The organism is Pseudomonas sp. BF-B-30 (assembly GCF_019956305.1).
In the GTDB taxonomy this organism is placed as follows: Bacteria; Pseudomonadota; Gammaproteobacteria; order Pseudomonadales; family Pseudomonadaceae; genus Aquipseudomonas; species Aquipseudomonas jessenii.
Map to the genome: position 1 here is coordinate 1 of NZ_JAHBDG010000013.1, position 24,239 is coordinate 24,239.

Sequence of the window (24,239 nt, forward strand, 5' to 3'; positions counted from 1 at the left end):
TCAAGCACCATGCTGGCAGCATGCAGCTTGAACTCGCGGGTATAGACCTTTCTTTCGTTCATGGAACCTCCAAGTTGGCGAAATCATATCGCCCTTAAGAGGTGTCCGGAATTATTAGGCCAGTTCAAGCTCGCTCCTACAGTTTGATCAGTGTTGTTCCCCAATCCAGTGATCAAAGCAGATCCCCTGTGGGAGCGGGCTTGCTCGCGAAGAGGCCAGTCGGTGCAATGAAAGCCTCTGTTTGATCGCCATCTCCTGACAGTCGCAACCTACGCTTTCTTGCGTAAGGGACTACGACTACGCCAGAATCCGCCGGCTTGTGCGCCTTACTCCCGGACTCTACCGTCTACCTGTCGCTGAACATCAGCGATCGGGTTTGGTAGCCCGGACATTCGGCGCATTGCGTCACCTCATATAGGGTTTCTTTGAAGCCCGTGATTTATGGTGGCCATGCGTAGGGCGCCTTCGGGTGCGCCGGTTTCCAAATGTCCGGTCTACCAACCTGCGTATGGCCATCACCCTTCGTTTGGTAGCGAGGTCGATGGCTCCTCTTTATACATTTGGGAGTTTCATCAATGCTGAAAATCACCCCCGATCCGCCGGACACCAACAACCTTTCCACCCAAATCAACGCCACCCCACGAAAACCCAGCCGAACATTCCTCATCGCACCGGGCCTCGACACCGAAACCCTGTTGGCCCACGCCTGCGAATCCCTCGCCTCGGCCAATGTCATGGCCAGCGACTTCGCCGGCCTGCTGGAAGGCTCCCAACGCAGCACGATGCTGGGGATTGCGCAGGTCATCATGCTGGGCGAGCTGGCGGTGAATCAGGCTCTCGATAATCTCGATCCGCAGGAATAGTTCTGCCCTTGTAGGAGCGAGCCTGCTCGCGATGGTCGTCAACGATAACGCTGGAAGCCTGACACCCAGCGGCGTTCTCCAGTCCATCGCGAGCAGGCTCGCTCCTACAGGTGAAAGGTGACCGGCAGAAACAAAAATGCCCCGCACTTGGCGGGGCATTTTTTGTTCAACGGTTAAGCCTTACAGCCCGTCGAGCATCGCCTTGTTACGCACAGCACCCTTGTCGGCGCTGGTGGCCAGCAGGGCGTAGGCTTTCAGGGCGGTGGTCACTTTACGTGGACGCACTTCCACCGGTTTCCAGCCTTTCTTGTCCTGCTCGACCCGGCGTGCCGCCAGTTCTTCGTCGCTGACCAACAGGTTGATCGAGCGGTTCGGAATGTCGATCAGCACTTTGTCGCCGTCCTGCACCAGGCCAATCGCGCCGCCGGCAGCCGCTTCAGGCGAAGCGTGGCCGATGGACAGACCGGAAGTACCGCCGGAGAAACGACCGTCGGTGAGCAGGGCGCAGGCTTTGCCCAGGCCTTTGGATTTCAGGTACGAAGTCGGGTAGAGCATTTCCTGCATGCCCGGGCCGCCTTTCGGGCCTTCGTAGCGAATGATGACGATGTCGCCTTCTTTCACTTCGTCGGCGAGGATGCCGCGTACGGCGCTGTCCTGGCTTTCGAAGATCTTCGCGTTGCCTTCGAACACGTGGATCGATTCGTCGACGCCAGCGGTTTTCACCACACAGCCATCCAGAGCGATGTTGCCGTAGAGGACGGCCAGGCCGCCTTCTTGCGAGTAGGCGTGCTCGACACTGCGGATGCAGCCGTTTTCACGGTCGTCGTCCAGGGTTTCCCAACGGGTCGACTGGCTGAACGCGGTTTGCGTCGGGATGCCCGCAGGACCGGCCTTGAAGAAGTGGTGCACGGCTTCGTCGGTGGTCTGGGTGATGTCCCACTTGGCGATGGCTTCTTCCATGCTGCGGCTGTGCACGGTCGGTAGCTGGGTGTGCAGCAAGCCACCACGGGCCAGCGAACCGAGGATGCTGAAGATCCCGCCGGCACGGTGCACGTCTTCCATGTGGTACTTCTGGATGTTCGGCGCGACCTTGCACAGTTGTGGCACGTTGCGAGAAAGACGGTCGATGTCGCGCAGGTCGAAATCGATCTCGGCTTCCTGGGCGGCAGCCAGCAAGTGCAGGATGGTGTTGGTGGAACCGCCCATGGCGATGTCCAGGGTCATGGCGTTTTCGAATGCCTGGAAGTTGGCGATGTTGCGCGGCAGTACCGACTGGTCGTTCTCGCCATAGTAACGCTTGCACAGCTCGACGATGGTGCGGCCGGCCTGCAGGAACAGCTGCTCGCGGTCGCTGTGGGTGGCCAGGGTCGAACCGTTGCCCGGCAATGCCAGACCCAGAGCTTCGACCAGGCAGTTCATCGAGTTGGCGGTGAACATGCCGGAGCACGAACCGCAGGTCGGGCAGGCGCTACGCTCGTACTCGGCGACTTTCTCGTCAGAAGCGCTGGAGTCGGCGGCGATCACCATGGCGTCGACCAGGTCGAGGCCGTGGGAAGCGAGTTTGGTCTTGCCGGCTTCCATCGGGCCGCCGGAGACGAAGATCACCGGGATGTTCAGGCGCAGTGACGCCATCAGCATGCCAGGGGTGATCTTGTCGCAGTTGGAGATGCACACGATGGCGTCGGCGCAGTGGGCGTTGACCATGTACTCGACGGAGTCGGCGATGATCTCGCGACTCGGCAGCGAATACAGCATGCCGTCGTGGCCCATGGCGATGCCGTCGTCCACGGCGATGGTGTTGAATTCTTTTGCCACACCGCCAGCGCGTTCGATCTCGCGGGCGACCAGTTGGCCCAGGTCCTTGAGGTGGACGTGGCCCGGTACGAACTGGGTGAAGGAGTTGGCAATGGCGATGATCGGCTTCTTGAAGTCGTCATCTTTCATCCCCGTGGCGCGCCACAGAGCGCGGGCGCCGGCCATGTTGCGGCCGTGGGTGGATGTTTTCGAGCGGTAATCAGGCATGAAGCACTCCGGGCGGCTAATCAGGTATCAAAAGGGAAGTGAGCTTCTATTGACGTCTGGAACACTCAGAAATGGCCGCGTGTCCGGAAGTTGCCGATAACTTTGCGGGATCGCCGCGCGCTTCAGCTTGAGCTCATAAACCCGCCGGGGATGACTGGCGATGAATGTTCGCGATTCTACACGGCTGGCGGCTGGAGGGAATGGCTGCAAGCATTCACAAGACGTTCGGCGACCACCCCTGTAGGAGCGAGCTTGCTCGCGACGAACCCGAGAACGCTGCGGGGTGCCAGGCTTCCCGCGTCATCGTTGACCACCATCGCGAGCGAGCTCGCTCCTACAGGGATTAGCGTTGTGCATCAGAGCCAGATGGCGTCCCACAGTGGGTAGTCTCCAACCCGAGTCACAAGCCCGGCACGCAAAGGGTTGGCGATGATGTATCGGGCTGCTGCTTTCAGGTCTTCCTCGCGGCGCAGGGCCCGGTCGAAGTAGCCTTTTTGCCATACAGCGGCACAATGGCCTCGCTTCTGATTAATGAGTCGAGTGCAACGAGATTTGGTGGATTGCACCAGCTTCGGCAAATCACCGCTGTGCAATTCAACCAGCCAGTGAAAGTGATCGGGCATGACCACCCAAGCTATAGACGTGGCAAAGCCGGCCTCCTGAGCCCTTCTGAACTCGTGCACCAAAAAGCGGCCAGTGCGCCAATCCTGGAAGATCGGTTGTCGTTCATGGGTGACTGCGGTCAGGTGGTAGATCCGACCGGGTTGCGAGAAACGGCCTGCGCGTAATCGATGGGCATTTGGCGTGTTGGACATTCCGTTGTCCTCTTCGAAGATATGAAGAGAAAACGGTAGGCGTGGGGCGAGCGGTTGTCGTTTTGACAGTGGAACAGAATGTGTCCTGCACCTGTAGGAGCGAGCCTGCTCGCGATGAACCCGAGAACGCCGCGGGGCATCAGGTTCCCCGCGTTATCGTTGACGACCATCGCGAGCAAGCTCGCTCCTACAGTGGTCTGTGTTGTTAGCTGTTTGGCAACAACCGGCAGGTAATGCTCTTGATGTAGCGGGTTTCCGGGATGGCCGGATGCACCGGATGATCCGGACCCTGGCCGCCGCGCTCTAGCATCTGGATATTGCGGTCCAGGTGGCGGGCGCTGGTCAGCAGGATGTTCTGCAGGTCGTCTTCCGGCAGGTGCATCGAGCAGGATGCGCTGACCAGGATGCCGTCCTTGGTCAGCAGGCGCATGGCTTGCTCGTTCAGGCGGCGGTAGGCGCCTTCGCCGTTTTTCATGTCTTTCTTGCGTTTGATGAACGCCGGCGGGTCGGCCACGATCACGTCGAAGCGTTCTTCGCTGGCTTTCAGCTCTTTGAGGGCTTCGAACACGTCGCCTTCGATGCAGGTCATTTTTTCGGCGAAGCCGTTCAGCGCGGCGTTGCGCTCGACGCCGTCGAGGGCGAAGGCCGACGCATCGACGCAGAACACTTCACTGGCGCCGAACGCGGCAGCCTGCACGCCCCAGCCACCGATGTAGCTGTAGAGGTCCAGTACGCGCTTGCCCTTGGCATAAGGCGCCAGGCGTGCGCGGTTCATGCGGTGGTCGTAGAACCAGCCGGTTTTCTGACCCTGGATGACTGGCGCTTCGAATTTCACGCCGTTCTCTTCGAGGGCAACCCACTCCGGCACCAGGCCGAACACGGTTTCGACGTAGCGGTTGAGGCCTTCGGCGTCACGGGCAGCGGAGTCGTTCTTGAACAGAATGCCGCTTGGCTTGAGCACTTGGGTCAGCGCCGCGATCACGTCGTCTTTATGGGCTTCCATGGTCGCCGATGCGATCTGCACCACCAGGATGTCGCCGAAACGGTCAACCACCAGGCCTGGCAGCAGGTCGGAATCGCCGTAGACCAGGCGATAGAACGGCTTGTCGAACAGGCGCTCGCGCAGGGACAGGGCCACGTTCAGGCGGTGCACCAGCAGCGATTTGTCCAGCGGCAGCTTGATGTCGCGCGACAGCAAACGGGCGCAGATCAGGTTGTTCGGGCTCATGGCGACGATGCCCAGAGGCTTGCCGCCGGCGGCTTCGAGGATCGCCTGGTCGCCGGCCTTGAAACCGTGCAAAGGCGTAGCGGCTACATCGATTTCGTTGCTGTAGACCCACAAGTGACCGTTGCGCAGACGACGGTCGGCGTTGGCTTTGAGGCGCAGGCTAGGCAGGGACATGTCGTCGCTCCGGAAAAAAGAGCGGGAGTATAGCGTGTTGAGGCCCCGGATTGGCCTGCAAGTGGACATGTGGCGAGGGTTGTCTTGCGATTTGGTATGTCGGATCCAACTTCATAAAGGTTAGAATCGCCGTCTGACCCAGAGTGTGCACACATGTCCCAAGAGCTGACTTCCGAACAGATCCAACAAGCCCTGCAGGGCATCAGCGTACCGGCCCAGCCGCAAATCATGGTGGATTTGCAGATGGAGCAGTACATGCCCGACCCGGATCTGGAAGTCATCGCCAAGCTGATCTCCCAGGATCCGGGACTTTCCGGTTCCCTGCTGAAGATCGTCAATTCGCCGTATTACGGGCTGAGCAACAAGATTGCTTCGATCCAGCGCGCGGTGAACCTGCTGGGCAGCCGTTCAATCATCAACCTGATCAATGCGCAGTCGATCAAGGGCGAGATGAATGACGACACCATTGTCACCCTGAACCGTTTCTGGGACACCGCTCAGGACGTGGCCATGACCTGTCTGACCCTGGCCAAGCGCATCGGCATTGAAAATGGCGATGAAGCGTATGCCCTGGGCCTGTTCCACGACTGCGGCGTGCCCTTGATGCTCCAGCGTTTCCCCGACTACATGGGCGTTCTGGAGCAGGCCTATGCCAACGCCAGCGCCGAATGCCGGGTGGTGGACACGGAGAATCAGGTGTTCAATACCAATCACTCGGTGGTCGGGTATTACACGGCCAAGTCCTGGCGTCTGCCGGAACATGTGAGTGCTGCGATCGCCAATCACCACAATGCCCTGGCGATATTCAGTGATGAATCTTCGCGCAACAGTTCGTTGAAGAACCTGCTGGCGATCCTGAAGATGGCCGAGCATATTTGCGCGTCGTACCGGGTGCTGGGCAATCAGGCCGAAGATCACGAGTGGAGCAGCATCGCGCCGCTGGTGCTCGATTATGTCGGCCTCTCGGACTACGACTTCGAGACCCTCAAACAGACGATCCGCGACCTCGGCACTCATCGCTGAGTGTCGGAACCTTCCAGGCCATGCGCCTGATCCGAGAGCACCATGCCTGAATTGCCAGAAGTCGAAACCACCCGTCGCGGTATCGCGCCGTTCCTGGAAGGCCAGCGGGTCAGCCGGGTGATCGTGCGTGAACGCCGCTTGCGCTGGCCAATTCCAGAGGACCTTGATGTGCGGTTGTCCGGGCAGCGCATCGTACTGGTGGAGCGTCGCGCCAAGTACCTGCTGATCAATGCCGAAGTCGGCACCTTGATCAGCCATTTGGGCATGTCAGGCAATTTGCGTCTGGTGGAGGCCGGGCTGCCGGCGGCCAAGCATGAGCATGTGGACATCGAACTGGAGTCGGGTCTGGCCTTGCGTTACACCGACCCACGGCGTTTCGGCGCAATGCTCTGGAGCCTCGCCCCGCTCAATCACGAATTGCTGATCCGCCTGGGGCCGGAACCACTGACCGACCTGTTCGACGGCGAGCGCCTGTTCCAGCTGTCCCGTGGACGTTCGATGGCGGTCAAGCCGTTCATCATGGATAACGCGGTAGTGGTGGGCGTCGGCAATATCTACGCGACCGAAGCGTTGTTCGCTGCCGGGATCGACCCGCGTCGCGAAGCCAAGAGCATTTCCCGTGCGCGTTACTTGAAGCTGGCCATCGAGATCAAGCGCATCCTGGCGGCCGCTATCGAGCGCGGTGGTACCACGCTGCGGGACTTTATCGGTGGCGACGGTCAGCCTGGTTATTTCCAGCAGGAACTGTTCGTGTACGGCCGTGGTGGTGAGCACTGCAAGGTCTGTGGCACGGGCCTTCGGGAAGTGAAACTCGGGCAGCGTGCCAGCGTTTTTTGCCCGCGCTGCCAGAGCTGACAGTCAGTTACAGCTTCAGTGAGGCTGATGACGCCTTCGCGAGCAAGCCCGCTCCCACAGGGGGAACGCATTCCAGATGTGGGAGCGGGCTTGCTCGCGAAGGCGGCCTGAAAGTCGCCGAATGACTTAAGCCTTGCCGGTAATCTTGCGGTACTTCTCCATCAACTGTTCTTCAGTCTCCGGATGAGCTTCGTCCAGTGGAATGCAATCCACCGGGCAGACTTGCTGGCACTGCGGTTCGTCGTAGTGGCCGACACACTGGGTGCACAGGTTCGGGTCGATCACGTAGATCTCTTCGCCTTGGGAAATGGCGGCGTTCGGGCACTCGGGTTCGCAGACGTCGCAGTTGATGCAATCGTCGGTGATGATCAGGGACATGCTAACTCCAGCCGGGGCGGCAGGCCCGGGCGCAATAAACCAATGCGTCTAATTGTGCCGCATTGGCGCCTGCGTTGCACGCAGGTGCGACGTACTGTAGGAGCCAGCCTGCTGGCGATGAAGCCGAGAACGCCGCGGGGTGTCAGGTTTCCCGCGTTATCGTTGACGTCCATCGCGAGCAGGCTCGCTTCTACAGATTACTTCTTGAAGCGTTCGGTCAGTGCGTCCGCCACCACAGGGTGCACGAACTTGGTGATATCGCCGCCCAGGGCTGCGATTTCACGGACCAGCGTCGAGGAAATGAACGAATAACGCTCGGACGGGGTCAGGAACAGGCTTTCCACGTCCGGCGCCAACTGGCGGTTCATGTTGGCCAGCTGGAATTCGTATTCGAAGTCCGACACCGCGCGCAAACCACGCAGGAACACGTTGGCATTCTTCTCTTTGGCGAAGTGCGCCAGTAGCGTCGAGAAGCCGACGACTTCAACGTTCGGCAGATGTTTAGTCACCTCGCGCGCCAGTTCTACCCGTTGTTCCAGAGGAAACAGCGGGTTTTTCTTCGGGCTCGCGGCGACGGCGATGATCACGTGATCGAACAGGCGCGAGGCGCGTTCGACCAGATCGCCATGGCCCTTGGTAATAGGGTCGAAGGTACCTGGGTACAACACTCGGTTCATCGCGTCGTCCTGGCGGGAATCCGTTGGGGAGTCGGATGGTATCGCAGCCTTCCCGGTCGGCCAAGTCGCCTGTTGGGTAAGAAAGCACTATAGACGATGGGAATAATCGTTATTTTCATGGGTTTTTTAAACGTTCAGCCAGGGATGTCGCCAGTTGCGCCGTCAGTCCATAGACCGACAGCTGCGGATTGGCGCCAATGCTGGTGGGGAACAGCGAGCCGTCGTGGATCGACAGATTGCCCAGTTGATGATGCCGGCCGAGGCTGTCGGTCACTGCGATTGTCGGGTCTTCACCCATGGCGCAACCGCCCATCACATGGGCACTGCCCAGGCGTGTGCGATACAACTCCAGGCTCAGGCCGTCGATCAGCGTGCGCGCTTCGGCGAGGGTCTTCACGTAGCGGGCGTCGGCGTGCATCGGCATCACGGCCTTGGCGCCACCGGCAAACTGGATCTCGGCCATGGTATGGAAGGCCCGGCGCAATCCATCCCAGGCGTAAGGCGAGAGCTGATAATCCAGCACCGGCGTGTCATCGCTGCGCAATTCGACGCTGCCACCGGGGCTGTCCGGGTGAAAACCGTCCCGCAGCAACGCCAGCATGGCGTGGGTATGGGCCAGATTGGCCATGTGTTGCGAGTTTTCCTGGCCGAAACCACCGAGCAATGTCGTGGCCAGCGCCGGGTGCAGAGGCGGGACTTCCAGTTTGTAGGACATTTTGCCCGTGGTGCCGTCCTGCCATTGGAAATGGTCGGAATAGATCGACTGCGGCGCGCCGTAGAAGGGGTTGACCACTTCGTCGAACAACGCGGCGGACATGTTTACCGGGTGCAGGAATGTGCGTTTGCCCAGGCGCTTGTGCGGGTCGGGTGCCCCGGAACGCATCAGCAAGGCCGGGCTGTTGATGCCGCCACCGGCCAGCACGAAATGCCGCGCCTTGACCGTGATGGTGCGTCCGGTCGGTGCGACGCAGCGTTCATCCATCGCCGAACATTGCAGGCCGGTGACCTTGTCGCCGCTGATCGTGAGTTTTTCGGCGCGGGCCAGGTAAAGCAGCTCACCGCCTTTTTCCAGTGTCGCCGGAATGGTGGTGACCATCATCGATTGCTTGGCGTTGGTCGGGCAGCCCATGCCGCAGTATCCGAGGTTCCAGCAGCCGCGAACGTTGCGCGGGATGACGTGCCATGAGTAATTCAGTGCTTCGCAGCCCTTGCGGATCACATCGTTGTTGGCGTTGGGCGGCACCATCCACGGCGCGACGCCCAGGCGTTGCTCCATTTTCTCGAACCACGGCGCCATTTCCGCCGGGCTGTGGCCCTTGACGTTGTGCTCTTTGGCCCAGTGTTCCAGGGTCGGCTCCGGGGTACGGAAACTTGAGGTCCAGTTGATCAGCGTGGTACCGCCCACCGCCCGGCCCTGGAGGATGGTGATCGCGCCGTCCTTGCTCATGCGGCCAATGCCTTCCTGATAAAGGTTGGCGTAGGCCTCATCTTCGAGCAGCTTGAAGTCGCTGCTGGTCTTGAGAGGGCCTTCCTCGATCAGCAATACCTTGTATCCGGCTGCGCTGAGGATTTCGGCGGTGGTGCCGCCGCCGGCACCGCTGCCGATGATCGCCACGTCCGCTTCGAGTGTAAGGTCCTGGGTCAGTTGCGAGCCGTTGTAGGTTTTCCAGCCTCGGGCCATGCCTTCGCGGAACGGATCGGGTACGGGCATTTTCGGATTCTCTTTTTATTGTTGGAGTAGGCGGTGAAGCGGCTGACGCTATCGCGGGCAAGCCCGCTCCCACAGGATCGAGTCGTTCACAAAAGGTGCGGCCACCTCAAACCTGTGGGAGCGAGCTTGCTCGCGATGGAGGCGACTCGGTATCAGACGGTTGGCGGCCCGGGATACCCGCAATGCGCCCACGATTCCTTGCGGCCGTACCAGGCCATCATCACCAGTTGCAGCAAGGAGCTGTGGCCCATGCGCAACAGGCTCAACGAGCTGTTTTCCCAGCGATCGAGAAAGGCTCGGATGTCGTTGGCACTGGCGTTTTCCCAGCTGCCCCAGATCCCGGTCAGCGGTCCGCGGGTCACGGCCATTCCCAGCACATCGAACAGTTGTTGAGTCAGCTTGAGCATTTCCGGCGACAGGTGGGCCAGGCTGTAATCCAGGCTTTTCAGCGTGCCATCGACAGCCTCGGGCATCCGTTCGGCGGTCACGGCACCCTCGAGCATGACCGGGATCAGCGCCCGCAAAAACAGCAGGTCGCCGCTGCGTAACGTGACGAAGCCATTGGCCGGGACGCTCGACGAACATCCGCTGAGGCTGGCTCCGAGTCCGGCGGTGGCGAGGAAAGCTGTGGCGCCGAGGCTGAATTTAAGCAACCCGCGCCGTGACAGCGCGGGTGTATCGGACAGGCTGGGGGTCATTATTGTTATTACCCGACGGTGATTATCGTTAGCGGATGAACAGCTTCTGGATCAGCTTCTGAATCGACTTGCCGTACGGCGGATAGATCAACTTCGCGGCGTTGAACCGTTGTTTGATCAACACGCCCTTGGCTTTGCTGAAGGTCAGAAACCCTTCATGTCCGTGATAGTGGCCCATGCCCGAGGCACCAATGCCACCAAACGGCATGTCGTCCTGGGCGACGTGCAGCAGGGTGTCGTTCAGGCACACGCCGCCGGAATGGGTTTCGTGCAGCACGCGCTGTTGTTCGCGCTTGTCGTAGCCGAAGTAATACAGCGCCAGTGGGCGAGGGCGCTGGTTGATATAGGCAAATGCCTGCTCCAGATCCTTGTACGGCACGATCGGCAGCAGCGGCCCGAAGATTTCGTCCTGCATCACCGTCATCTCGTCCGTGACATTGAGCAGCAGGCTATGGCTCATGCGGCGGCCCTGGCCCTGGTCGAACAGCGGCATCAGCAACGCACCCTTGCTGGTGGCGTCACTGACGTAGCCGTTGAGACGCGCCAGTTGTCGCTCATTGATGATCGCGGTGTAGTCCGGGTTGTCGGCCAGCGTCGGATAAAACCCACGGACGGCTGTGCGATAGGCTTCGACGAAAGCTCCGACGCGATTCTCCGGCACCAGCACATAGTCCGGGGCCACGCAGGTCTGGCCGGCATTCAGGGTCTTGCCGAAGGCGATGCGCTCGGCGGCGTCCTTGAGCGGCACATCCCGGGAAACGATGGCCGGGGATTTGCCGCCCAGTTCCAGGGTCACCGGGGTCAGGTTTTCCGCGGCGGCGCGCATGACGTGTTTGCCGATGCTGGTGGCGCCAGTGAACAGCAGGTGATCGAACGGCAGGCGTGAAAACGCCACGCCCATATCAGCCTCGCCCAGGACCACGCAAACCAGGTCTTCGGGGAAGATTCGCGCCAGCAGTTGCTTCATCAGCAGGCCGGTCGCGGGGGTCGACTCACTGAGCTTGAGCATCACCCGATTGCCCGCCGACAGCGCGCCGACCAACGGACCGATGGCCAGATACAGCGGGTAGTTCCACGGCACGATGACCCCGACCACGCCCAGCGGTTGGTAAACCACTTTGGCCGAAGCCGGCTGGAAAGCGGCGCCCACTTTGCGTCGCGAGGCTCGCATCCAGCCCTTGAGGTGTTTGCTGGCGTAATGGATGCCGTGCAGGCTGGGCATCAGTTCCGCGAGCAGGGTTTCATCGGCGCTGCGATGGCTGAAGTCCTGGCTGATCGCATCGATCAGGGCCTGGCGTTCATTGCTCAACAAATCCTTTAGCGCCTTGAGCCATTGCTGGCGCTGCGCGGCCGGTGGCATCGGGTTGGCGGCGTACGCGGCACGCTGGGCGTCGAACAGGGCCTGAAGCTCTTCCAGCGGCTGCTGTAGGTTCTGCAGGTAGGAAATTTCAGCAGTCATGGTCGGCTCCGGATTTATTGTAATGAAGCACTTTCTAGAGTCTATGCTCTAAAAAGTCAAATGACATCCTGGAACAGCTTTGTTTTATCCGCTCGCGGATAGATCTAAGATGCCCGTCAACGCACTCTGAATTAAAGCTCAAGCCATGGCCCCACGGATCAAAACCAGCGAGCGCATCGTGCAGAACAGCCTGGAGCTGTTCAACCAGCAGGGCGAGCGCAGCATCAGCACCAACCACATCGCTGCCCATATGGAAATTTCCCCGGGCAACCTGTACTACCACTTCCCGAACAAGCAGGCGATCATCGCGGTGCTGTTCAGCGAGTACGAAAGCCTGGTGGACAGCTTCCTGCGCCCGCCCCAGGGTCGTGCCGCCACGGTGGAAGACAAACGCTTCTACCTCAAGGAGCTGCTGTCGGCGATGTGGCGCTACCGGTTTCTGCATCGCGATCTCGAACATTTGCTCGACAGCGATCCGGACCTGGCCGACCGCTATCGACGTTTCTCCCAGCGCTGCCTGATACAGGGGGCGGCGATCTACGAAGGTTTCGTCGCCGCCGGCATCCTGAAGATGGACAAGGTGCAGATCGAGTCCCTGACGCTCAATGCCTGGATCATCCTCACGTCCTGGGTGCGCTTCCTGTGCACCACGCGGGAGAACTCCAGCCACTTGAGCGAGCAGGCCATTAAACGCGGGGTGTACCAGGTGCTGGTGCTGGAGGCCGGGTTCGTTACGGACCAGGCCCGCGATGCGGTCAGCGCCTTGTTCGAAGAGTTTTACGTGCCCCTGGCCCAGGCACTGGAAGAAGTACAGTAGGATCAAGGCCGAGTTAATCACAGGAGCCCGCTATGCCCATTGCGCAACTGATCAGCCCGCAAGCACTGGACCTGAAAAAGGACCAGCCGGGGCTGGTGATTCTGGATTGTCGTTTTGCCCTCGAAGACCCGGATTACGGTCAGCGCAGCTATGCCGAAGGGCACATCGCCGGTTCGAGCTATGCCGACCTCGAGCGTGACCTGAGTGGCGCCGTGGTCAAGGGCGTGACCGGGCGTCATCCGTTGCCCGAGCCGGCGCAACTGATCGAGCGCCTGCAAGCCTTTGGCATCAATGCCGATAGCGAAGTGGTTCTGTATGACGACGGTCCGGGGGCCTATGCGGCGCGGGCCTGGTGGTTGCTGGCATGGTTGGGCAAGCGCGACGGTGTGTTCATCCTTGATGGCGGTCTGAAGGCCTGGCACGCGGCCGGTTTGCCGCTGAGCCTGGATGCGCCGGCGATGCCCTGTGGCTCCTTCACCGGCAGTCCTGATACGGCGTTGCTGATCAGTGCCGAGCAGCTGCAAAAGCGCCTTGCACGGCCGGAACTGACCCTGCTCGATGCCCGCGCACTGCCGCGCTTCAAGGGTGAGGTGGAACCGATCGATCCGATTGCCGGGCACATCCCCGGCGCCCAGTGTGCTGCGTTTACCGAGAACCTGGGCAGCGACGGGCGCTTCCTGTCGGCCGATCAGCTCAAGCAGCGTTTTGCCGCGAAACTGGGCGATCGTTCGCCAAATGATCTGGTGGCGTACTGCGGTTCCGGCGTGACGGCGTGCCACAACCTGTTTGCGTTGTGTCTGGCCGGTTATCCGTTGGGTTCGTTGTATGCCGGGTCGTGGAGCGAGTGGATCAACGAGCCTGCGCGGGGCATTGCCACCGGCGAATGAACGCCACATAACCCTGTGGGAGTGGGCTTGCTCGCGAAAGCGGTGTGACAGTCAAAGAAGATGTTGACTGAACCACCGCTTTCGCGAGCAAGCCCGCTCCCACATTGGTGTTTCGTCGCTATCAGGATCCGGGTAACTGCCGGGCTGTGCGATACGCCCCCGGTCCAACCCCATACACCTGCTTGAACTGCCGGCTCAGATGGCTCTGGTCGGCAAACCCCAGTTGCATCGCGACTTCCAGCGGCAGACAACCACTTTGCAGCAAGGCCCGCGCCCGGGCGATGCGCTGTTGCATCAGCCAGGTGTGCGGCGGCATGCCGGTGGCCCGGCGGAACACCCGGGCGAAATGGAATGGCGAGAGATTGACCGCCGTCGCCAGCGCTTCCAGTGAGGGCGGTGCTGCCAATTGCGAGTGCAGCAATTCCTTGGCCAGGCTCACGGCCCGGTGTTCCTTGCCGGGTTTGCCGGCATCAGGCACCGCCGCATGACGCTGCAACAGCGACAGCACCAGTTCACGCCAGACCGTTTGTTGCTGCAATGCGCTGGCGGGGCTTTCCAGCAAGCGGTGAAGTTGGCAGAACCCGTTCACCAGATCCTGGTCGCGATACAGCGTGGCACCGAAGGCCGGCAAGTGGTGGGTTGGCAGTTCGAGTTCGGCCAGCAGCGAGGTCATCTGCCCGCTGTCCGGATAGAACGCCCGGTAAAGCCAGCCATCCTCGGTGCCTTTGTGACCGGTGTGCAGTTCATCAGGGTTGATCAGCACCAGCGTGCCGCTGCCCGCCAGGTGTTCGGCGCCGCGATAGCGATAACGCTGGGCGCCGGCCATGATCATGCCGATCACATAGCCGTCATGCACATGTGGGGCGAAACGATGGTCGATGTAGCGGGCGGACAGTAACTCGACCCCGGCCAGTGGCGGGGTTTGCCAGAAGTGGATCGATTCGCCTTGGTCAGCGTCCATGATTCAAGAGCGCCCTATGGCGGCCAGCCACTCGGGGATGCGTCGTTCCAGGTAGTAACCCGGTTGCCTGAGCGTACCGTCGACGAAGCCGACATGCCCGCCATTGGCTTGCAGTTCGAATTGCGTGCAAGCGGACAACTCATCGACCTGCGGCAGGCTGTGGGGAAACACGAAGGGGTCGTCGGCGGCCTGAATCATCAAGGTCGGCGTACGAATTTCGCCAAGGAAATAGCGGCTGGAGGCGCGGCGATAGTAATCCTCGGCATCGGCGAAACCGTGCAGTGGTGCAGTGACGCGTCCGTCGAAATCCCAGAACGTGCGCATGTTTTCCAGGGATCCGAGGGCCGCCAGGGCTGCCAGGCCCTCCTCGCGTCCGTCATGCTGGAATTGCCGCTGCTTGTTCTTGATGTAGGCGACCATCTCGCGCATGAAATGCGCCTGGTAAACCTTGGAGAAGCCTTGCCCGATACGGTCGGCGCACTGGTCCAGGCAGAACGGCACCGACACCGCCACGGCGCCCGTCACGCCGCTGTCGCTGCCGGTTTCGCCCAAATGCTTGAGCAGGACATTACCGCCCAGGGAGTAACCCACCGCATACAGTGGCGCGAGAGGCCGTTTGGCCCGCAAGTGCCTGATGGTTTCGGCCAGGTCTTCGCTGGCGCCGGAATGGTAGCTGCGCGGCAACAGGTTGGGTTCGCCCGAACAGCCGCGCCAGTTCAGTGCGACGCTCGCCCAGCCTCGGTCACCCAGGGCTTTTTGCATGCCGGCGACATAAGGCGAATTCGAGGACCCGGTGAGCCCGTGCAATACCAGCACCAACGGTGCGTCGGCGCTGTGCGGGCCGTGCCAGTCGAGATCGAGAAAATCGCCGTCTTCAAGCCATAGACGCTCGCGTTCGCGACCGATGTGCACGGTTTTACGCCACAGCGGCCCCCACAAGGTTTGCAAGTGCGGATTGCCGAGGCCGAAGGCGGGGGTGAAGGTTTTCATGGGGAATGGGGGGGCTTGTAGTGAGACATTCTGTTCAATTGCAGACCGCTGCTTGCGAAATGCAGAGGAACTCATGGGGCGTGTGGTGCTCGCCGCAAGTTGCTAACTTGCCATAAACCACGAGGGTTCGCGACCGGCAAGAGAAGCCCCTGCGCAATGGTCGCACAGGGGCTGGTTTTCAGGGGCTGATGATTACACCGGGGTTTCGTTACGCCGAGGTCTTTTTCTCGATGGGAAACACATGTGCCACGGTTGCGCGTTCGCGAGTGAAGTAGGCGTTGGCGGCGTGCTGAATATCCTGCGCCGTGACGCTGCGTAATTGCGCGACCTCAAGATCGATCAACTGCCATGGCTGAGCCGATCCAAAAAGATAGCCGATACTACTCGAGTGTCCTTGAGGGGTGTCGTAGAGCGCCAGTCGGGTAGTACTTTCTTGAACGATGGCGGGTTCGATGTCCTCGGCTGTGAACGGCACGCGCTTGATGTCATCCAGTAATGCCCACAGATCAGCTTCGGCTTGCTGCGGATCACCCTTGAAGTAGAAAGCGAGGGTGAATTGATTATTGGCTCGACAGAGTCGAAAGACATTCGCAAAGATTGTAGAGCGGTCGTCATTCTCGAATGACTTCAGGCGTGCAGAGGACTCAAGCAGGGAGGACAATACTTCCAGTGCCCTGACGGATTGCGGGTCGGGTGCGTTCTCCATCCCAGGTGTGTTGAATATGACGAGCATCAGCGGGTATTCGGTTTCCAGAAATTGCGTTATCTGGCGGTAGCCGGGTTCTGACGGTCCTTTTATCAAGGGCCTGAAGGGAGCGATACGCTGGTCCTCCGATCCAAAGTGTCGCTCGACCAGTCGTTTTGCCTCTTCAGCCTCGACATCGCCGACAATCACCAGGCAGGCATTACTGGGGCAATACCGGTTCTGGCGCCAGTTTCTGAGGTGTTCGAAGGTCAGTCGTTCAAGATTGTCGGCAATCGTTTCCCGGGGCCTGTAGTAACTATGCCCGGTGGTTACCAGTGCGTCGATTTCCGGACTGAAACTGACTGGAGATATGAACAAGGACTTTTCCTTGTTGCGCAGAAGTTCCTCGTCCAGACAGGTGCGCAGCAATTCATCCGATAGTTCGTCCGTCATGATGGTCGACTGGATTTTGAGAGCGCTTTCCAGGTGTTCGGGGGCGATCAGTAGGCTGTCGCTCAACTTTACAGAGCCTCCGAAGCTTTGATGAATGGCTCCGGTCTCTTTGATGAAGTCGTCATAGTCACGCATCAGTGCATCTTGTAATACAGCTGTGACCCCGAAGTCTTCGGGGCGCTCGTCATCAGTTCCTACGGCAAAAACCAGTGTGATTCCGACCTGAGGGGTTCTGTGATCCTCGCGGACAATGACCCTAAGGCCATTGTCGAGGGTGAACTCATGGGTGGGGTTGGGCGTTCGTTCAGTCATTAGCTTGTTCATCCGTTAATCATCCATTGCATCCATGCGAGACATTTCGCACGTTTACGATGAGCCAGAAACAGAGAAACAAACCACTTCAGATGTGTTGCGTTTTAAGAAACAGCCGTTGTGCCGTGCAGGCCAGCGGCCTGCCCGTGCGCTTTATTCAGCGGGTTTTTCAGCGAGGCGCTGCCACAACGAGTAATACACGCGCCCGGATTTCTGCTCCCGGTGCAGGCGCCAGTTCTGCGGCAGGCCCAGGGTCGACGGCGCCGACTCGCTTTCGGTGTACACCCAGGCGTCTTCGGCCAGCCATTGGCGCTCTTCGAGCAACTTGCAAACGGCGGGCAGCAGGTTCTGGTTGAACGGTGGATCGAGGAACACCAGGTCGTAGGCCGTTGCGGTCTGGGTTTCCAGGTAGCGCAGGGCGTCGGCGGTCTGGACCTGGCCGTTGGTGCAGCGCAATGTGCCCAGGTGTTCCTTCAGGCTGGACACCGCGATGCTGCTGGCGTCCAGCGCCTGGCCCATGGCCGCGCCACGGGACAGGGCTTCGAGGAACAGCGCGCCGCTGCCGGTGAACGGGTCGAGCACCTTGGCGCCCGGCACGTAAGGCGCGAGCCAGTTGAACAGGGTTTCACGCACGCGGTCCGGCGTCGGGCGCAGGCCCGGGGCGTCGGGGAAGCTCAGCTTCCGGCTGCGCCATTCGCCGCCGATGATGCGCAGCTGGTTCACGCCGTTGTGGACGTTGCGGGCAGGTTTTTTCGAATGAGTAGCCATTAATGCTCCGGAACCCCGAGCGGCTGCTCGGAAGGTTTATCAGTAGGGGCCGGTAACGGCTTTTGCGGCACGGTCGGGCCAGCGCTGACGATGACCATCTTGTTCGTGCTCAGGTGTTTGTTCATGGCGGCTTTGACCTGCTCGACGGTCAGGGACTGGGACTGTTGCATGAAGTCCTCCAGGTGACTCAACGGCAAGTTGTAGAAACCGATGGCGCCCAGTTGGCCGACGATATCGGCGTTGCTGGCGGTGGACAGCGGGAAGCTGCCGGCCAGTTCGCGCTTGGCGTCGTCGAGCTCTTTTTCGGTCGGGCCGGTTTTAAGGTAGTCGGCCAGCACATCCTGCACCAGTTTCAGGGTGCCCTCGCTCATCTCGGCGCGGGTTTGCAGGTTGATCATGAACGGGCCACGCGCCTGCATCGGCGTAAAGCCCGAATACACGCCGTAAGTCAGGCCACGCTTCTCGCGCACTTCGCTCATCAAGCGGGTGCCGAAGCCGCCGCCACCGAGAATCTGGTTACCCATGGACAATGCCGCGTAGTCCGGGTCATCGCGATCGATGCCCAGTTGCGCGAGCATCAGGTTGGTTTGCTTGGACGGGAACTCGATATGGCCGACGCTGGCCTTGGGCTCAGCGGGTTGCGCAATTTTCGGCAAGGCCGGGCCTTTGGGCAGGGCGCCGGAAACCTGGGCGGCAATCGCTTCGGCTTCCGTGCGGGACAGGTCGCCGACCAGTGCGATCACCACGTTACCGGCTGCGTAGGCTTTCTCGTGGAAAGCACGCAGCTGGGCCTGGGTAATCGCCGGTACGGTTTTCGCCGTGCCGTCGCTGGCGTGTGCATACGGGTGATCACCGTACAAGCGGTTCATCAGCTCCAGGCTCGCCAGTTTGCCGGGGTTCTGTTTCTGGTATTCGAAACCGGCAAGCATCTGGTTCTTGATGCGGGCCAGCGAATCGGCAGGGAAAGTCGGCTTGCCGATGACTTCGGCGAACAGCTTCAGGGCCGGCTCGCGCTTGTCCTTGGCACTCAGGCTACGCAGCGAAGCGATTGCCATGTCCTTGAACGCGCCGTTGCCGAAATCGGCGCCCAGGCCTTCGAAGCCCTGGGCAATGGCACCGACGTCTTTGCCGGCCACGCCTTCGTTGAGCATGGCGTTGGTCAACACCGCCACGCCCGGTGCATCGCCGTCCTGGCTGCTACCGGCAGCGAAGATCAGGCGCATGTCGAACATCGGCAGCTCATGGGCTTCGACAAACAGCACCTTGGTGCCTTCGGCGGTGTTCCAGGTCTGCACGTCCAGCTTGCGGTGGTTCGGTGCCTTGCCGTTGAGTTCGGTCAGCGACTGCAGTTTCTGACTGGCCTTGGCCTTGTCGAGGGCTTCGCTGGCATTGGTTTCGACAGAGCGCGACAAATAGAACGCTGCGGAACCGATAACGGTGACGGCGATCAGGCCGATCAGGGCCAGGCGGGAGGGTTTACGCTCACTCATGAGTCGTCTCCAGAGGCAGTACATGGGCGACGCTGAGACGTTCGCGAGTGAAATACAGCTTGGCGGCTTTCTGGATATCTTCCGGCGTGACGCTTTCCAGATCGGCCAGTTCGGTGTCCATCAGTTTCCATGACAGGCCGACTGTTTCCAGTTGGCCGATGGCGGTGGCCTGACTGGTGATCGAGTCGCGCTCGAAGACCAGGCCGGCGATGACTTGTGCGCGTACGCGCTCCAGCTCTTCAGCGGTTGGCGCCGTGGTTTTCAGCTGGTCGAGCAGCTTCCACAAACCGGCTTGCGCCTGGGCGATGGTCTTGTGTTTCTGCGAGTTTGGCGATGCCGACAGGGTGAAGAGACTGTCGCCACGGGTATAGGCGTCGTAACTCGACGAGCCGCCGGACACCAGTTCTTCTCCGCGCTCCAGTTGCGTCGGGATACGTCCGCTGTAGCCGCCGTCGAGCAGTGCCGAGATCAGGCGCAGGGCATTGACCAGGCGCTTGTCTTCGGCTGTGGCGATGCTCGGCACGTTGAAGGCCAGCATCAGGCTAGGCAGTTGGGTCTGCACGTGCAGGGTGATCTGGCGCTCGCCCGGTTCGGCCAGTTCCAGCGGTTTTTTCGCGGCGGGCACTTCACGCTTGGCGATCGGGCCGAAATAGCGTTGGGCCAGGGTTTTGACTTCGTCCGGGGTGACATCGCCAACCACCACCAGAGTGGCGTTGTTAGGCACGTACCAGGTTTCGTACCAATGGCGCAGCTCTTCGACTTTCATCCGCTCAAGGTCGGCCATCCAGCCGATGGTCGGCGTGTGATAGCCGCTTGCCGGGTAAGCCATGGCCTTGAAACGCTCGTAGGCCTTGGCCATCGGCTTGTCGTCGGTACGCAGGCGACGCTCTTCCTTGATGACCTCGATTTCCTTGGCGAACTCGTCGGGCGGCAGGCGCAGGCTGGCCATGCGGTCGGCTTCCAGTTCGAAGGCCACACCCAGGCGATCCCGGGCCAGCACCTGGTAATAGGCGGTGAAATCATCGCTGGTGAATGCGTTCTCTTCGGCGCCGAGGTCGCGCAGGATCAGCGAGGCTTCGCCGGGGCCGACTTTCTCGCTGCCCTTGAACATCATGTGTTCCAGGGCGTGGGACAAGCCAGTATTACCCGGTGTCTCGTAGCTGGAGCCGACCTTGTACCAGACCTGGGAAACTACCACGGGCGCACGGTGGTCTTCGCGCACGACCACCTTCAAGCCATTGTCGAGAGTGAATTCGTGGGTGGGTTGCGGGTCGGCAGCCAGGGCCGAAAGGGGCAGGCAAACTGTGCTGAGCAGCAGGCCTGCGGCGCGGCGGGCAAGAGCATTCATTCGTTTTCAAACCTTTGGGGCTGCCCGCTTGTTCTTAGCGTCAGCGGGCGAGAGGGTGCTAGGATACTGATCCGTTTTACTGGCGGCCACGCCTATCAGGCCTTTGCGTTTGATCAGGTTGTATGGGTTTGCAGCAGAAGGTTGGAATTTATCAACTAAACTCTGCTTTTTCGCCGATTTTGCTGCTTTAGTCCTTCGTAAAAACGTTTCCGTGAGGTGCCGTTCGCACCTCGACAAAATGTTGCGCGTGAACAAGCTGGGTCAATCGCAGTCTGTTCTGCATCGAATATTTAATTGCCGGGGCGCCATTGGCGCGTCGCTACCGTGAGATAGCCGTCCTCCATGTTTGGTTCCAACGACGACAAGAAGACCCCAGCTGCGGCTGGCGAGAAGAAAAGCCTGTTCGGATGGCTGCGCAAAAAGCCGCAGGAACCCGTCGTCGAACAGCCACAAGCCATTCCTGAACCTGCGCCGACGCCGGTCCCGGTAATAGAAGAAACGCCCGCGCCGGTTGTTCTGCCGATTGCCGAGCCGTCGCTGCAACCCAAGGTTGAAGCCGTTCCCCAGCCAGTCAGCGAAATCGTCACCGAACAGCCTCCGGTCCCGACGGCCGAACCGTGGTTGACCCTGCCAGTGGCCGAAGAACCCGTGGCATTGGTCGAAAATGACCTGGCTCCTCACGTGACACCACCGATTCCGGCTCCGGCAGCGTTTACGCCTGCACCGGTTCACGCGCCTGTGGTCGAACCGATTGTTCAGCCAGTCGTCGTGGCCGAGCCTGTGCCCGTTGTCAGTCAGCCAGAGGTTCCGGTATTCGTTGCTCCGGTTGCTCCGGTTGCTCCGGTTGCTCCGGTTGCTCCGGTTGCTCAAGCACCGGCACCCGCTCCGATTCCTGAGCCGATCGCGGCGCCCGTCGAAGCCCCGGTCGAGCCGGTACGCACCGAAGAAACCAAAGCCGGTTTCTTCGCCCGCCTCAAGCAGGGCCTGTCCAAGACCAGCGCCAGTATCGGCGAAGGCATGGCCAGCCTGTTCCTGGGCAAAAAGGTCATTGATGACGAGTTGCTCGAAGACCTCGAAACCCGTTTGCTGACCGCCGACGTGGGTGTCGAAGCCACCTCGGTGATCATTCAGCGCCTGACGCAGAAGGTTGCGCGCAAGGAGCTGGCCGATGCCGATGCCCTGTACAAATCCCTGCAAGCCGAGCTGGCAGCGATGCTCAAGCCTGTCGAGCAGCCGCTGAAAATCGCCTCGCAAAACAAGCCGTTCGTGATTCTGGTCGTCGGCGTCAACGGTGCCGGCAAGACCACCACCATCGGCAAGCTGGCGAAGAAACTGCAGCTGGAAGGCAAGAAAGTCATGCTCGCCGCCGGCGACACCTTCCGTGCCGCGGCGGTGGAGCAATTGCAGGTATGGGGTGAGCGCAACAAGATCCCGGTGATCGCGCAGCACACTGGTGCCGACTCGGCCTCGGTGATCTTCGACGCCGTGCAGGCCGCCAAGGCTCGTGGCATCGATGTGCTGATCGCCGACACCGCCGGTCGCCTGCACACCAAAGACAACCTGATGGAAGAGCTGAAAAAAGTTCGTCGGGTGATCGGCAAGCTCGACGCCGACGCACCTCACGAAGTGCTGTTGGTGCTCGACGCCGGCACCGGCCAGAACGCCATCAACCAGGCCAAGCAATTCAACCAGACCGTCGAACTGACCGGCCTGGCGCTGACCAAGCTCGACGGTACCGCCAAAGGCGGGGTGATTTTCGCCCTGGCCAAGCAATTCGGCCTGCCGATCCGCTACATTGGCGTCGGCGAAGGCATCGACGATTTGCGTACCTTTGAAGCAGAACCCTTTGTCCAGGCATTGTTTGCCGAGCGGGAGCGTTCATGATTCGTTTCGAACAGGTCGGTAAGCGCTACCCGAACGGTCACGTCGGCTTGCATGAGCTGAGCTTTCGAGTCCGTCGTGGCGAGTTCTTGTTTGTCACCGGCCATTCCGGCGCCGGTAAATCCACGCTGTTGCGCCTGTTGCTGGCGATGGAACGCCCGACCAGCGGCAAGTTGCTGCTCGCCGGGCAAGACCTGAGCACCATCAGCAACGCGCAGATTCCTTTCTTGCGTCGGCAGATCGGTGTGGTGTTCCAGAATCACCAGTTGCTGTTCGATCGCACGGTGTTCAATAACGTCGCGTTGCCTTTGCAGATCCTGGGGCTGTCCAAGGCCGAGATCGCCAAGCGCGTGGACTCGGCACTGGAGCGCGTGGCGCTGTCGGATAAAACCGATCTGTACCCGGGTGACCTGTCCACCGGTCAGCAGCAGCGCGTCGGCATCGCCCGCGCCATCGTTCATCGTCCGGCCTTGCTGCTGGCGGATGAGCCGACCGGTAACCTCGACCCGCGCCTGGCCGCCGAGATCATGGGTGTGTTCGAAGACATCAATCGCCTGGGGACCAGCGTGCTGATCGCCAGTCACGACCTGGCCCTGATCGCCCGCATGCGCCATCGCATGCTGACCTTGCAACGCGGTCGATTGATCGGTGACGGGGAGGCTGCGGTATGAGTGCAACACGTAGCCCCAAGGTTTCCGAGCGTGTGGCCCCGAAGGCCGCCGATCCGCAGCCGCAAAAGAAAAAGCACGACGATGACGACGGGCCGGACTTTGCCACGTTGTTCCGCGCCTGGATCGAAAGTCATCGCGCCAGTCTGGTGGACAGCCTGCGCCGCCTGGGCAAGCAGCCTATCGGCAGTTTCTTCACCTGCATGGTGATGGCGGTAGCACTGAGTTTGCCCATGGGGCTGTCACTTTTGCTAAGTAACGTCGAGCGTCTGGGTGGTTCCTGGCAGCGTGCGGCGCAGATTTCCCTGTATCTGGACCTTGAGGCCAAGCCGGCCGAAGGCGAAGCGCTGCGCGATCAGATCAAGGGTATGCCTGGCGTCGCCGAGGCCGAGTACGTTGGCCGGGATCAGGCGCTGGAAGAGTTCCAGCAACAGTCCGGGCTGGGCGAGGCGCTCAAGGAGTTGCCGGAGAACCCGCTGCCGGGCGTGGTCCTGGTGACGCCGACTGAAGTCGACAAGCCGGCCCTTGAAGCATTAAGACAAAAACTATCCGAGCTGCCGAAGGTACAACAGGCGCAACTTGATTTAGTCTGGGTTGAGCGTCTGGCAGCCATCCTCAAGCTGGGTGACCGTTTTGTCTTCGGTCTGACCGTGCTTCTGGTTTCTGCATTACTTTTGGTGATAGGCAATACCATTCGTCTTCATATTGAAAACCGCCGCACAGAGATAGAAGTGATTAAACTGGTCGGCGGCACTGACAGCTATGTGCGCAGGCCCTTTCTGTATATGGGCGCGCTGTATGGCTTCGGTGCGGGGATTCTGTCCTGGGGCGTTCTGGCGTTCGGCCTTGATTGGCTGAACGACGCGGTGGTGGGGCTGGCCGGTTTGTACGGCAGTGATTTTGCGCTGGCTGGAGTGCCAGTTGCCGACGGTCTGTCTCTCTTGCTTGGCGCGGTGCTGTTGGGGTATATCGGTGCATGGATTGCAGTCGCACGCCACCTGAGGGAGCTTGCGCCTAAGTAGTATCATTTTGCTCGTATTGACCTTTCAGCGTTTTTGGGTTTTTGGGAACTTGTC

At 60.5% G+C, this 24,239-nt stretch carries 22 protein-coding genes; 8 read left to right on the forward strand and 14 right to left on the reverse strand.

The window, feature by feature from the left end; all coding sequences use genetic code 11:
* The first annotated feature begins 575 nt into the window (after positions 1 to 575).
* Positions 576 to 863 (forward strand): DUF6124 family protein, encoded by a 288-nt coding sequence (locus tag KGB29_RS09075; protein WP_150815374.1) that lies wholly within the window; start codon positions 576 to 578, stop codon positions 861 to 863.
* Between the two features lie 180 nt (positions 864 to 1,043).
* Here KGB29_RS09075 and ilvD read toward each other — a convergent pair whose 3' ends face one another.
* The 3 genes from ilvD to KGB29_RS09090 all read right to left on the reverse strand — a co-directional run bounded on the left by ilvD (position 1,044) and on the right by KGB29_RS09090 (position 5,102).
* On the reverse strand, positions 1,044 to 2,885 hold the full coding sequence (gene ilvD, locus KGB29_RS09080) for a dihydroxy-acid dehydratase (RefSeq protein WP_102670604.1): 1,842 nt from the start codon (positions 2,883 to 2,885) through the stop codon (positions 1,044 to 1,046).
* A 356-nt stretch (positions 2,886 to 3,241) separates the two neighbouring features.
* A complete protein-coding gene (locus KGB29_RS09085; protein WP_150814807.1) occupies positions 3,242 to 3,700 on the reverse strand; it encodes an REP-associated tyrosine transposase in 459 nt (152 codons plus the stop codon).
* Between the two features lie 205 nt (positions 3,701 to 3,905).
* On the reverse strand, positions 3,906 to 5,102 hold the full coding sequence (locus KGB29_RS09090) for a class I SAM-dependent rRNA methyltransferase (protein WP_057712894.1): 1,197 nt from the start codon (positions 5,100 to 5,102) through the stop codon (positions 3,906 to 3,908).
* 153 nt (positions 5,103 to 5,255) lie between these two features.
* Between KGB29_RS09090 and KGB29_RS09095 the strand changes: the two genes are divergently transcribed.
* On the forward strand, positions 5,256 to 6,125 hold the full coding sequence (locus KGB29_RS09095; RefSeq protein ID WP_218544051.1) for an HDOD domain-containing protein: 870 nt from the start codon (positions 5,256 to 5,258) through the stop codon (positions 6,123 to 6,125).
* Positions 6,126 to 6,167: 42 nt separating this feature from the next.
* Positions 6,168 to 6,980 carry a bifunctional DNA-formamidopyrimidine glycosylase/DNA-(apurinic or apyrimidinic site) lyase gene (gene mutM, locus KGB29_RS09100; RefSeq protein ID WP_150814810.1) on the forward strand — a complete coding sequence of 271 codons (813 nt, stop codon included), beginning with the start codon at positions 6,168 to 6,170 and terminating at the stop codon, positions 6,978 to 6,980.
* Positions 6,981 to 7,106: 126 nt separating this feature from the next.
* On the opposite strand, the gene KGB29_RS09105 is transcribed toward mutM, so the two are convergent.
* From KGB29_RS09105 to KGB29_RS09125, 5 genes are all read right to left on the reverse strand, one after another.
* Positions 7,107 to 7,358 carry a YfhL family 4Fe-4S dicluster ferredoxin gene (locus tag KGB29_RS09105; protein WP_003195146.1) on the reverse strand — a complete coding sequence of 84 codons (252 nt, stop codon included), beginning with the start codon at positions 7,356 to 7,358 and terminating at the stop codon, positions 7,107 to 7,109.
* A 197-nt stretch (positions 7,359 to 7,555) separates the two neighbouring features.
* Entirely contained in the window at positions 7,556 to 8,035 is a 480-nt protein-coding gene (gene coaD, locus KGB29_RS09110; RefSeq protein WP_046039203.1) for a pantetheine-phosphate adenylyltransferase, read from the reverse strand.
* A gap of 115 nt (positions 8,036 to 8,150) precedes the next feature.
* Positions 8,151 to 9,746 carry a GMC family oxidoreductase gene (locus KGB29_RS09115; protein WP_150814812.1) on the reverse strand — a complete coding sequence of 532 codons (1,596 nt, stop codon included), beginning with the start codon at positions 9,744 to 9,746 and terminating at the stop codon, positions 8,151 to 8,153.
* Between the two features lie 152 nt (positions 9,747 to 9,898).
* Positions 9,899 to 10,444, reverse strand: coding sequence for a twin-arginine translocation pathway signal protein (locus KGB29_RS09120; RefSeq protein WP_150814813.1), 546 nt, complete (start codon positions 10,442 to 10,444; stop codon positions 9,899 to 9,901).
* Positions 10,445 to 10,472: 28 nt separating this feature from the next.
* On the reverse strand, positions 10,473 to 11,903 hold the full coding sequence (locus KGB29_RS09125) for a coniferyl aldehyde dehydrogenase (protein ID WP_150814814.1): 1,431 nt from the start codon (positions 11,901 to 11,903) through the stop codon (positions 10,473 to 10,475).
* 145 nt (positions 11,904 to 12,048) lie between these two features.
* On the opposite strand from KGB29_RS09125, the gene KGB29_RS09130 reads away from it, so the two are divergent.
* Positions 12,049 to 12,720, forward strand: a complete 672-nt coding sequence (locus KGB29_RS09130; RefSeq protein ID WP_150814815.1) for a TetR/AcrR family transcriptional regulator — start codon at positions 12,049 to 12,051, stop codon at positions 12,718 to 12,720.
* Between the two features lie 32 nt (positions 12,721 to 12,752).
* Entirely contained in the window at positions 12,753 to 13,607 is an 855-nt protein-coding gene (locus tag KGB29_RS09135; RefSeq protein WP_150814816.1) for a sulfurtransferase, read from the forward strand.
* 121 nt (positions 13,608 to 13,728) lie between these two features.
* Here the strand turns inward: KGB29_RS09135 and KGB29_RS09140 are convergent, their stop codons facing one another.
* From KGB29_RS09140 to KGB29_RS09165, 6 genes are all read right to left on the reverse strand, one after another.
* The gene (locus tag KGB29_RS09140; protein ID WP_150814817.1) at positions 13,729 to 14,568 is read right to left on the reverse strand and encodes an AraC family transcriptional regulator; all 840 of its coding nucleotides are present in this window, start codon (positions 14,566 to 14,568) and stop codon (positions 13,729 to 13,731) included.
* Positions 14,569 to 14,571: 3 nt separating this feature from the next.
* Positions 14,572 to 15,558, reverse strand: a complete 987-nt coding sequence (locus tag KGB29_RS09145; RefSeq protein WP_150814818.1) for a hydrolase — start codon at positions 15,556 to 15,558, stop codon at positions 14,572 to 14,574.
* Positions 15,559 to 15,766: 208 nt separating this feature from the next.
* A complete protein-coding gene (locus KGB29_RS09150) occupies positions 15,767 to 17,020 on the reverse strand; it encodes a M16 family metallopeptidase (RefSeq protein ID WP_150814819.1) in 1,254 nt (417 codons plus the stop codon).
* A 141-nt stretch (positions 17,021 to 17,161) separates the two neighbouring features.
* On the reverse strand, positions 17,162 to 17,776 hold the full coding sequence (gene rsmD, locus KGB29_RS09155) for a 16S rRNA (guanine(966)-N(2))-methyltransferase RsmD (protein ID WP_150814820.1): 615 nt from the start codon (positions 17,774 to 17,776) through the stop codon (positions 17,162 to 17,164).
* A complete protein-coding gene (locus tag KGB29_RS09160; protein ID WP_090451958.1) occupies positions 17,776 to 19,266 on the reverse strand; it encodes a M16 family metallopeptidase in 1,491 nt (496 codons plus the stop codon). The genes rsmD and KGB29_RS09160 overlap by 1 nt, the downstream gene beginning before the upstream one ends.
* A complete protein-coding gene (locus KGB29_RS09165; RefSeq protein ID WP_057712905.1) occupies positions 19,259 to 20,614 on the reverse strand; it encodes a M16 family metallopeptidase in 1,356 nt (451 codons plus the stop codon). The genes KGB29_RS09160 and KGB29_RS09165 overlap by 8 nt, the downstream gene beginning before the upstream one ends.
* A 342-nt stretch (positions 20,615 to 20,956) precedes the next feature.
* On the opposite strand from KGB29_RS09165, the gene ftsY reads away from it, so the two are divergent.
* From ftsY to ftsX, 3 genes are read left to right on the forward strand one after another with little or no spacing between them, the layout of a single operon-like run.
* Positions 20,957 to 22,498 (forward strand): signal recognition particle-docking protein FtsY, encoded by a 1,542-nt coding sequence (ftsY, locus tag KGB29_RS09170; RefSeq protein ID WP_223511023.1) that lies wholly within the window; start codon positions 20,957 to 20,959, stop codon positions 22,496 to 22,498.
* Positions 22,495 to 23,166 (forward strand): cell division ATP-binding protein FtsE, encoded by a 672-nt coding sequence (gene ftsE, locus KGB29_RS09175; RefSeq protein ID WP_007975383.1) that lies wholly within the window; start codon positions 22,495 to 22,497, stop codon positions 23,164 to 23,166. Before ftsY ends, ftsE begins: the two co-directional genes overlap by 4 nt.
* Complete coding sequence (ftsX, locus tag KGB29_RS09180; protein WP_057712907.1) at positions 23,163 to 24,185, forward strand: permease-like cell division protein FtsX; 1,023 nt, start codon at positions 23,163 to 23,165, stop codon at positions 24,183 to 24,185. Before ftsE ends, ftsX begins: the two co-directional genes overlap by 4 nt.
* The last annotated feature ends 54 nt before the right edge of the window (positions 24,186 to 24,239 follow it).

Excerpts from the sequence above, each read along its gene's own strand:
- KGB29_RS09075 (WP_150815374.1), top strand. The coding sequence starts at position 576 with ATGCTGAAAATCACCCCCGATCCGCCGGACACCAACAACCTTTCCACC.
- KGB29_RS09165 (WP_057712905.1), bottom strand. The coding sequence starts at position 20,614 with ATGAATGCTCTTGCCCGCCGCGCCGCAGGCCTGCTGCTCAGCACAGTT.
- KGB29_RS09150 (WP_150814819.1), bottom strand. The coding sequence starts at position 17,020 with ATGAACAAGCTAATGACTGAACGAACGCCCAACCCCACCCATGAGTTC.
- KGB29_RS09160 (WP_090451958.1), bottom strand. The coding sequence starts at position 19,266 with ATGAGTGAGCGTAAACCCTCCCGCCTGGCCCTGATCGGCCTGATCGCC.
- KGB29_RS09130 (WP_150814815.1), top strand. The coding sequence starts at position 12,049 with ATGGCCCCACGGATCAAAACCAGCGAGCGCATCGTGCAGAACAGCCTG.
- ftsX (WP_057712907.1), top strand. The coding sequence starts at position 23,163 with ATGAGTGCAACACGTAGCCCCAAGGTTTCCGAGCGTGTGGCCCCGAAG.
- KGB29_RS09090 (WP_057712894.1), bottom strand. The coding sequence starts at position 5,102 with ATGTCCCTGCCTAGCCTGCGCCTCAAAGCCAACGCCGACCGTCGTCTG.
- mutM (WP_150814810.1), top strand. The coding sequence starts at position 6,168 with ATGCCTGAATTGCCAGAAGTCGAAACCACCCGTCGCGGTATCGCGCCG.
- KGB29_RS09085 (WP_150814807.1), bottom strand. The coding sequence starts at position 3,700 with ATGTCCAACACGCCAAATGCCCATCGATTACGCGCAGGCCGTTTCTCG.
- KGB29_RS09135 (WP_150814816.1), top strand. The coding sequence starts at position 12,753 with ATGCCCATTGCGCAACTGATCAGCCCGCAAGCACTGGACCTGAAAAAG.
- ftsY (WP_223511023.1), top strand. The coding sequence starts at position 20,957 with ATGTTTGGTTCCAACGACGACAAGAAGACCCCAGCTGCGGCTGGCGAG.
- KGB29_RS09120 (WP_150814813.1), bottom strand. The coding sequence starts at position 10,444 with ATGACCCCCAGCCTGTCCGATACACCCGCGCTGTCACGGCGCGGGTTG.
- coaD (WP_046039203.1), bottom strand. The coding sequence starts at position 8,035 with ATGAACCGAGTGTTGTACCCAGGTACCTTCGACCCTATTACCAAGGGC.
- ftsE (WP_007975383.1), top strand. The coding sequence starts at position 22,495 with ATGATTCGTTTCGAACAGGTCGGTAAGCGCTACCCGAACGGTCACGTC.
- KGB29_RS09125 (WP_150814814.1), bottom strand. The coding sequence starts at position 11,903 with ATGACTGCTGAAATTTCCTACCTGCAGAACCTACAGCAGCCGCTGGAA.
- KGB29_RS09140 (WP_150814817.1), bottom strand. The coding sequence starts at position 14,568 with ATGGACGCTGACCAAGGCGAATCGATCCACTTCTGGCAAACCCCGCCA.
- ilvD (WP_102670604.1), bottom strand. The coding sequence starts at position 2,885 with ATGCCTGATTACCGCTCGAAAACATCCACCCACGGCCGCAACATGGCC.
- KGB29_RS09115 (WP_150814812.1), bottom strand. The coding sequence starts at position 9,746 with ATGCCCGTACCCGATCCGTTCCGCGAAGGCATGGCCCGAGGCTGGAAA.
- KGB29_RS09095 (WP_218544051.1), top strand. The coding sequence starts at position 5,256 with ATGTCCCAAGAGCTGACTTCCGAACAGATCCAACAAGCCCTGCAGGGC.
- rsmD (WP_150814820.1), bottom strand. The coding sequence starts at position 17,776 with ATGGCTACTCATTCGAAAAAACCTGCCCGCAACGTCCACAACGGCGTG.
- KGB29_RS09145 (WP_150814818.1), bottom strand. The coding sequence starts at position 15,558 with ATGAAAACCTTCACCCCCGCCTTCGGCCTCGGCAATCCGCACTTGCAA.
- KGB29_RS09105 (WP_003195146.1), bottom strand. The coding sequence starts at position 7,358 with ATGTCCCTGATCATCACCGACGATTGCATCAACTGCGACGTCTGCGAA.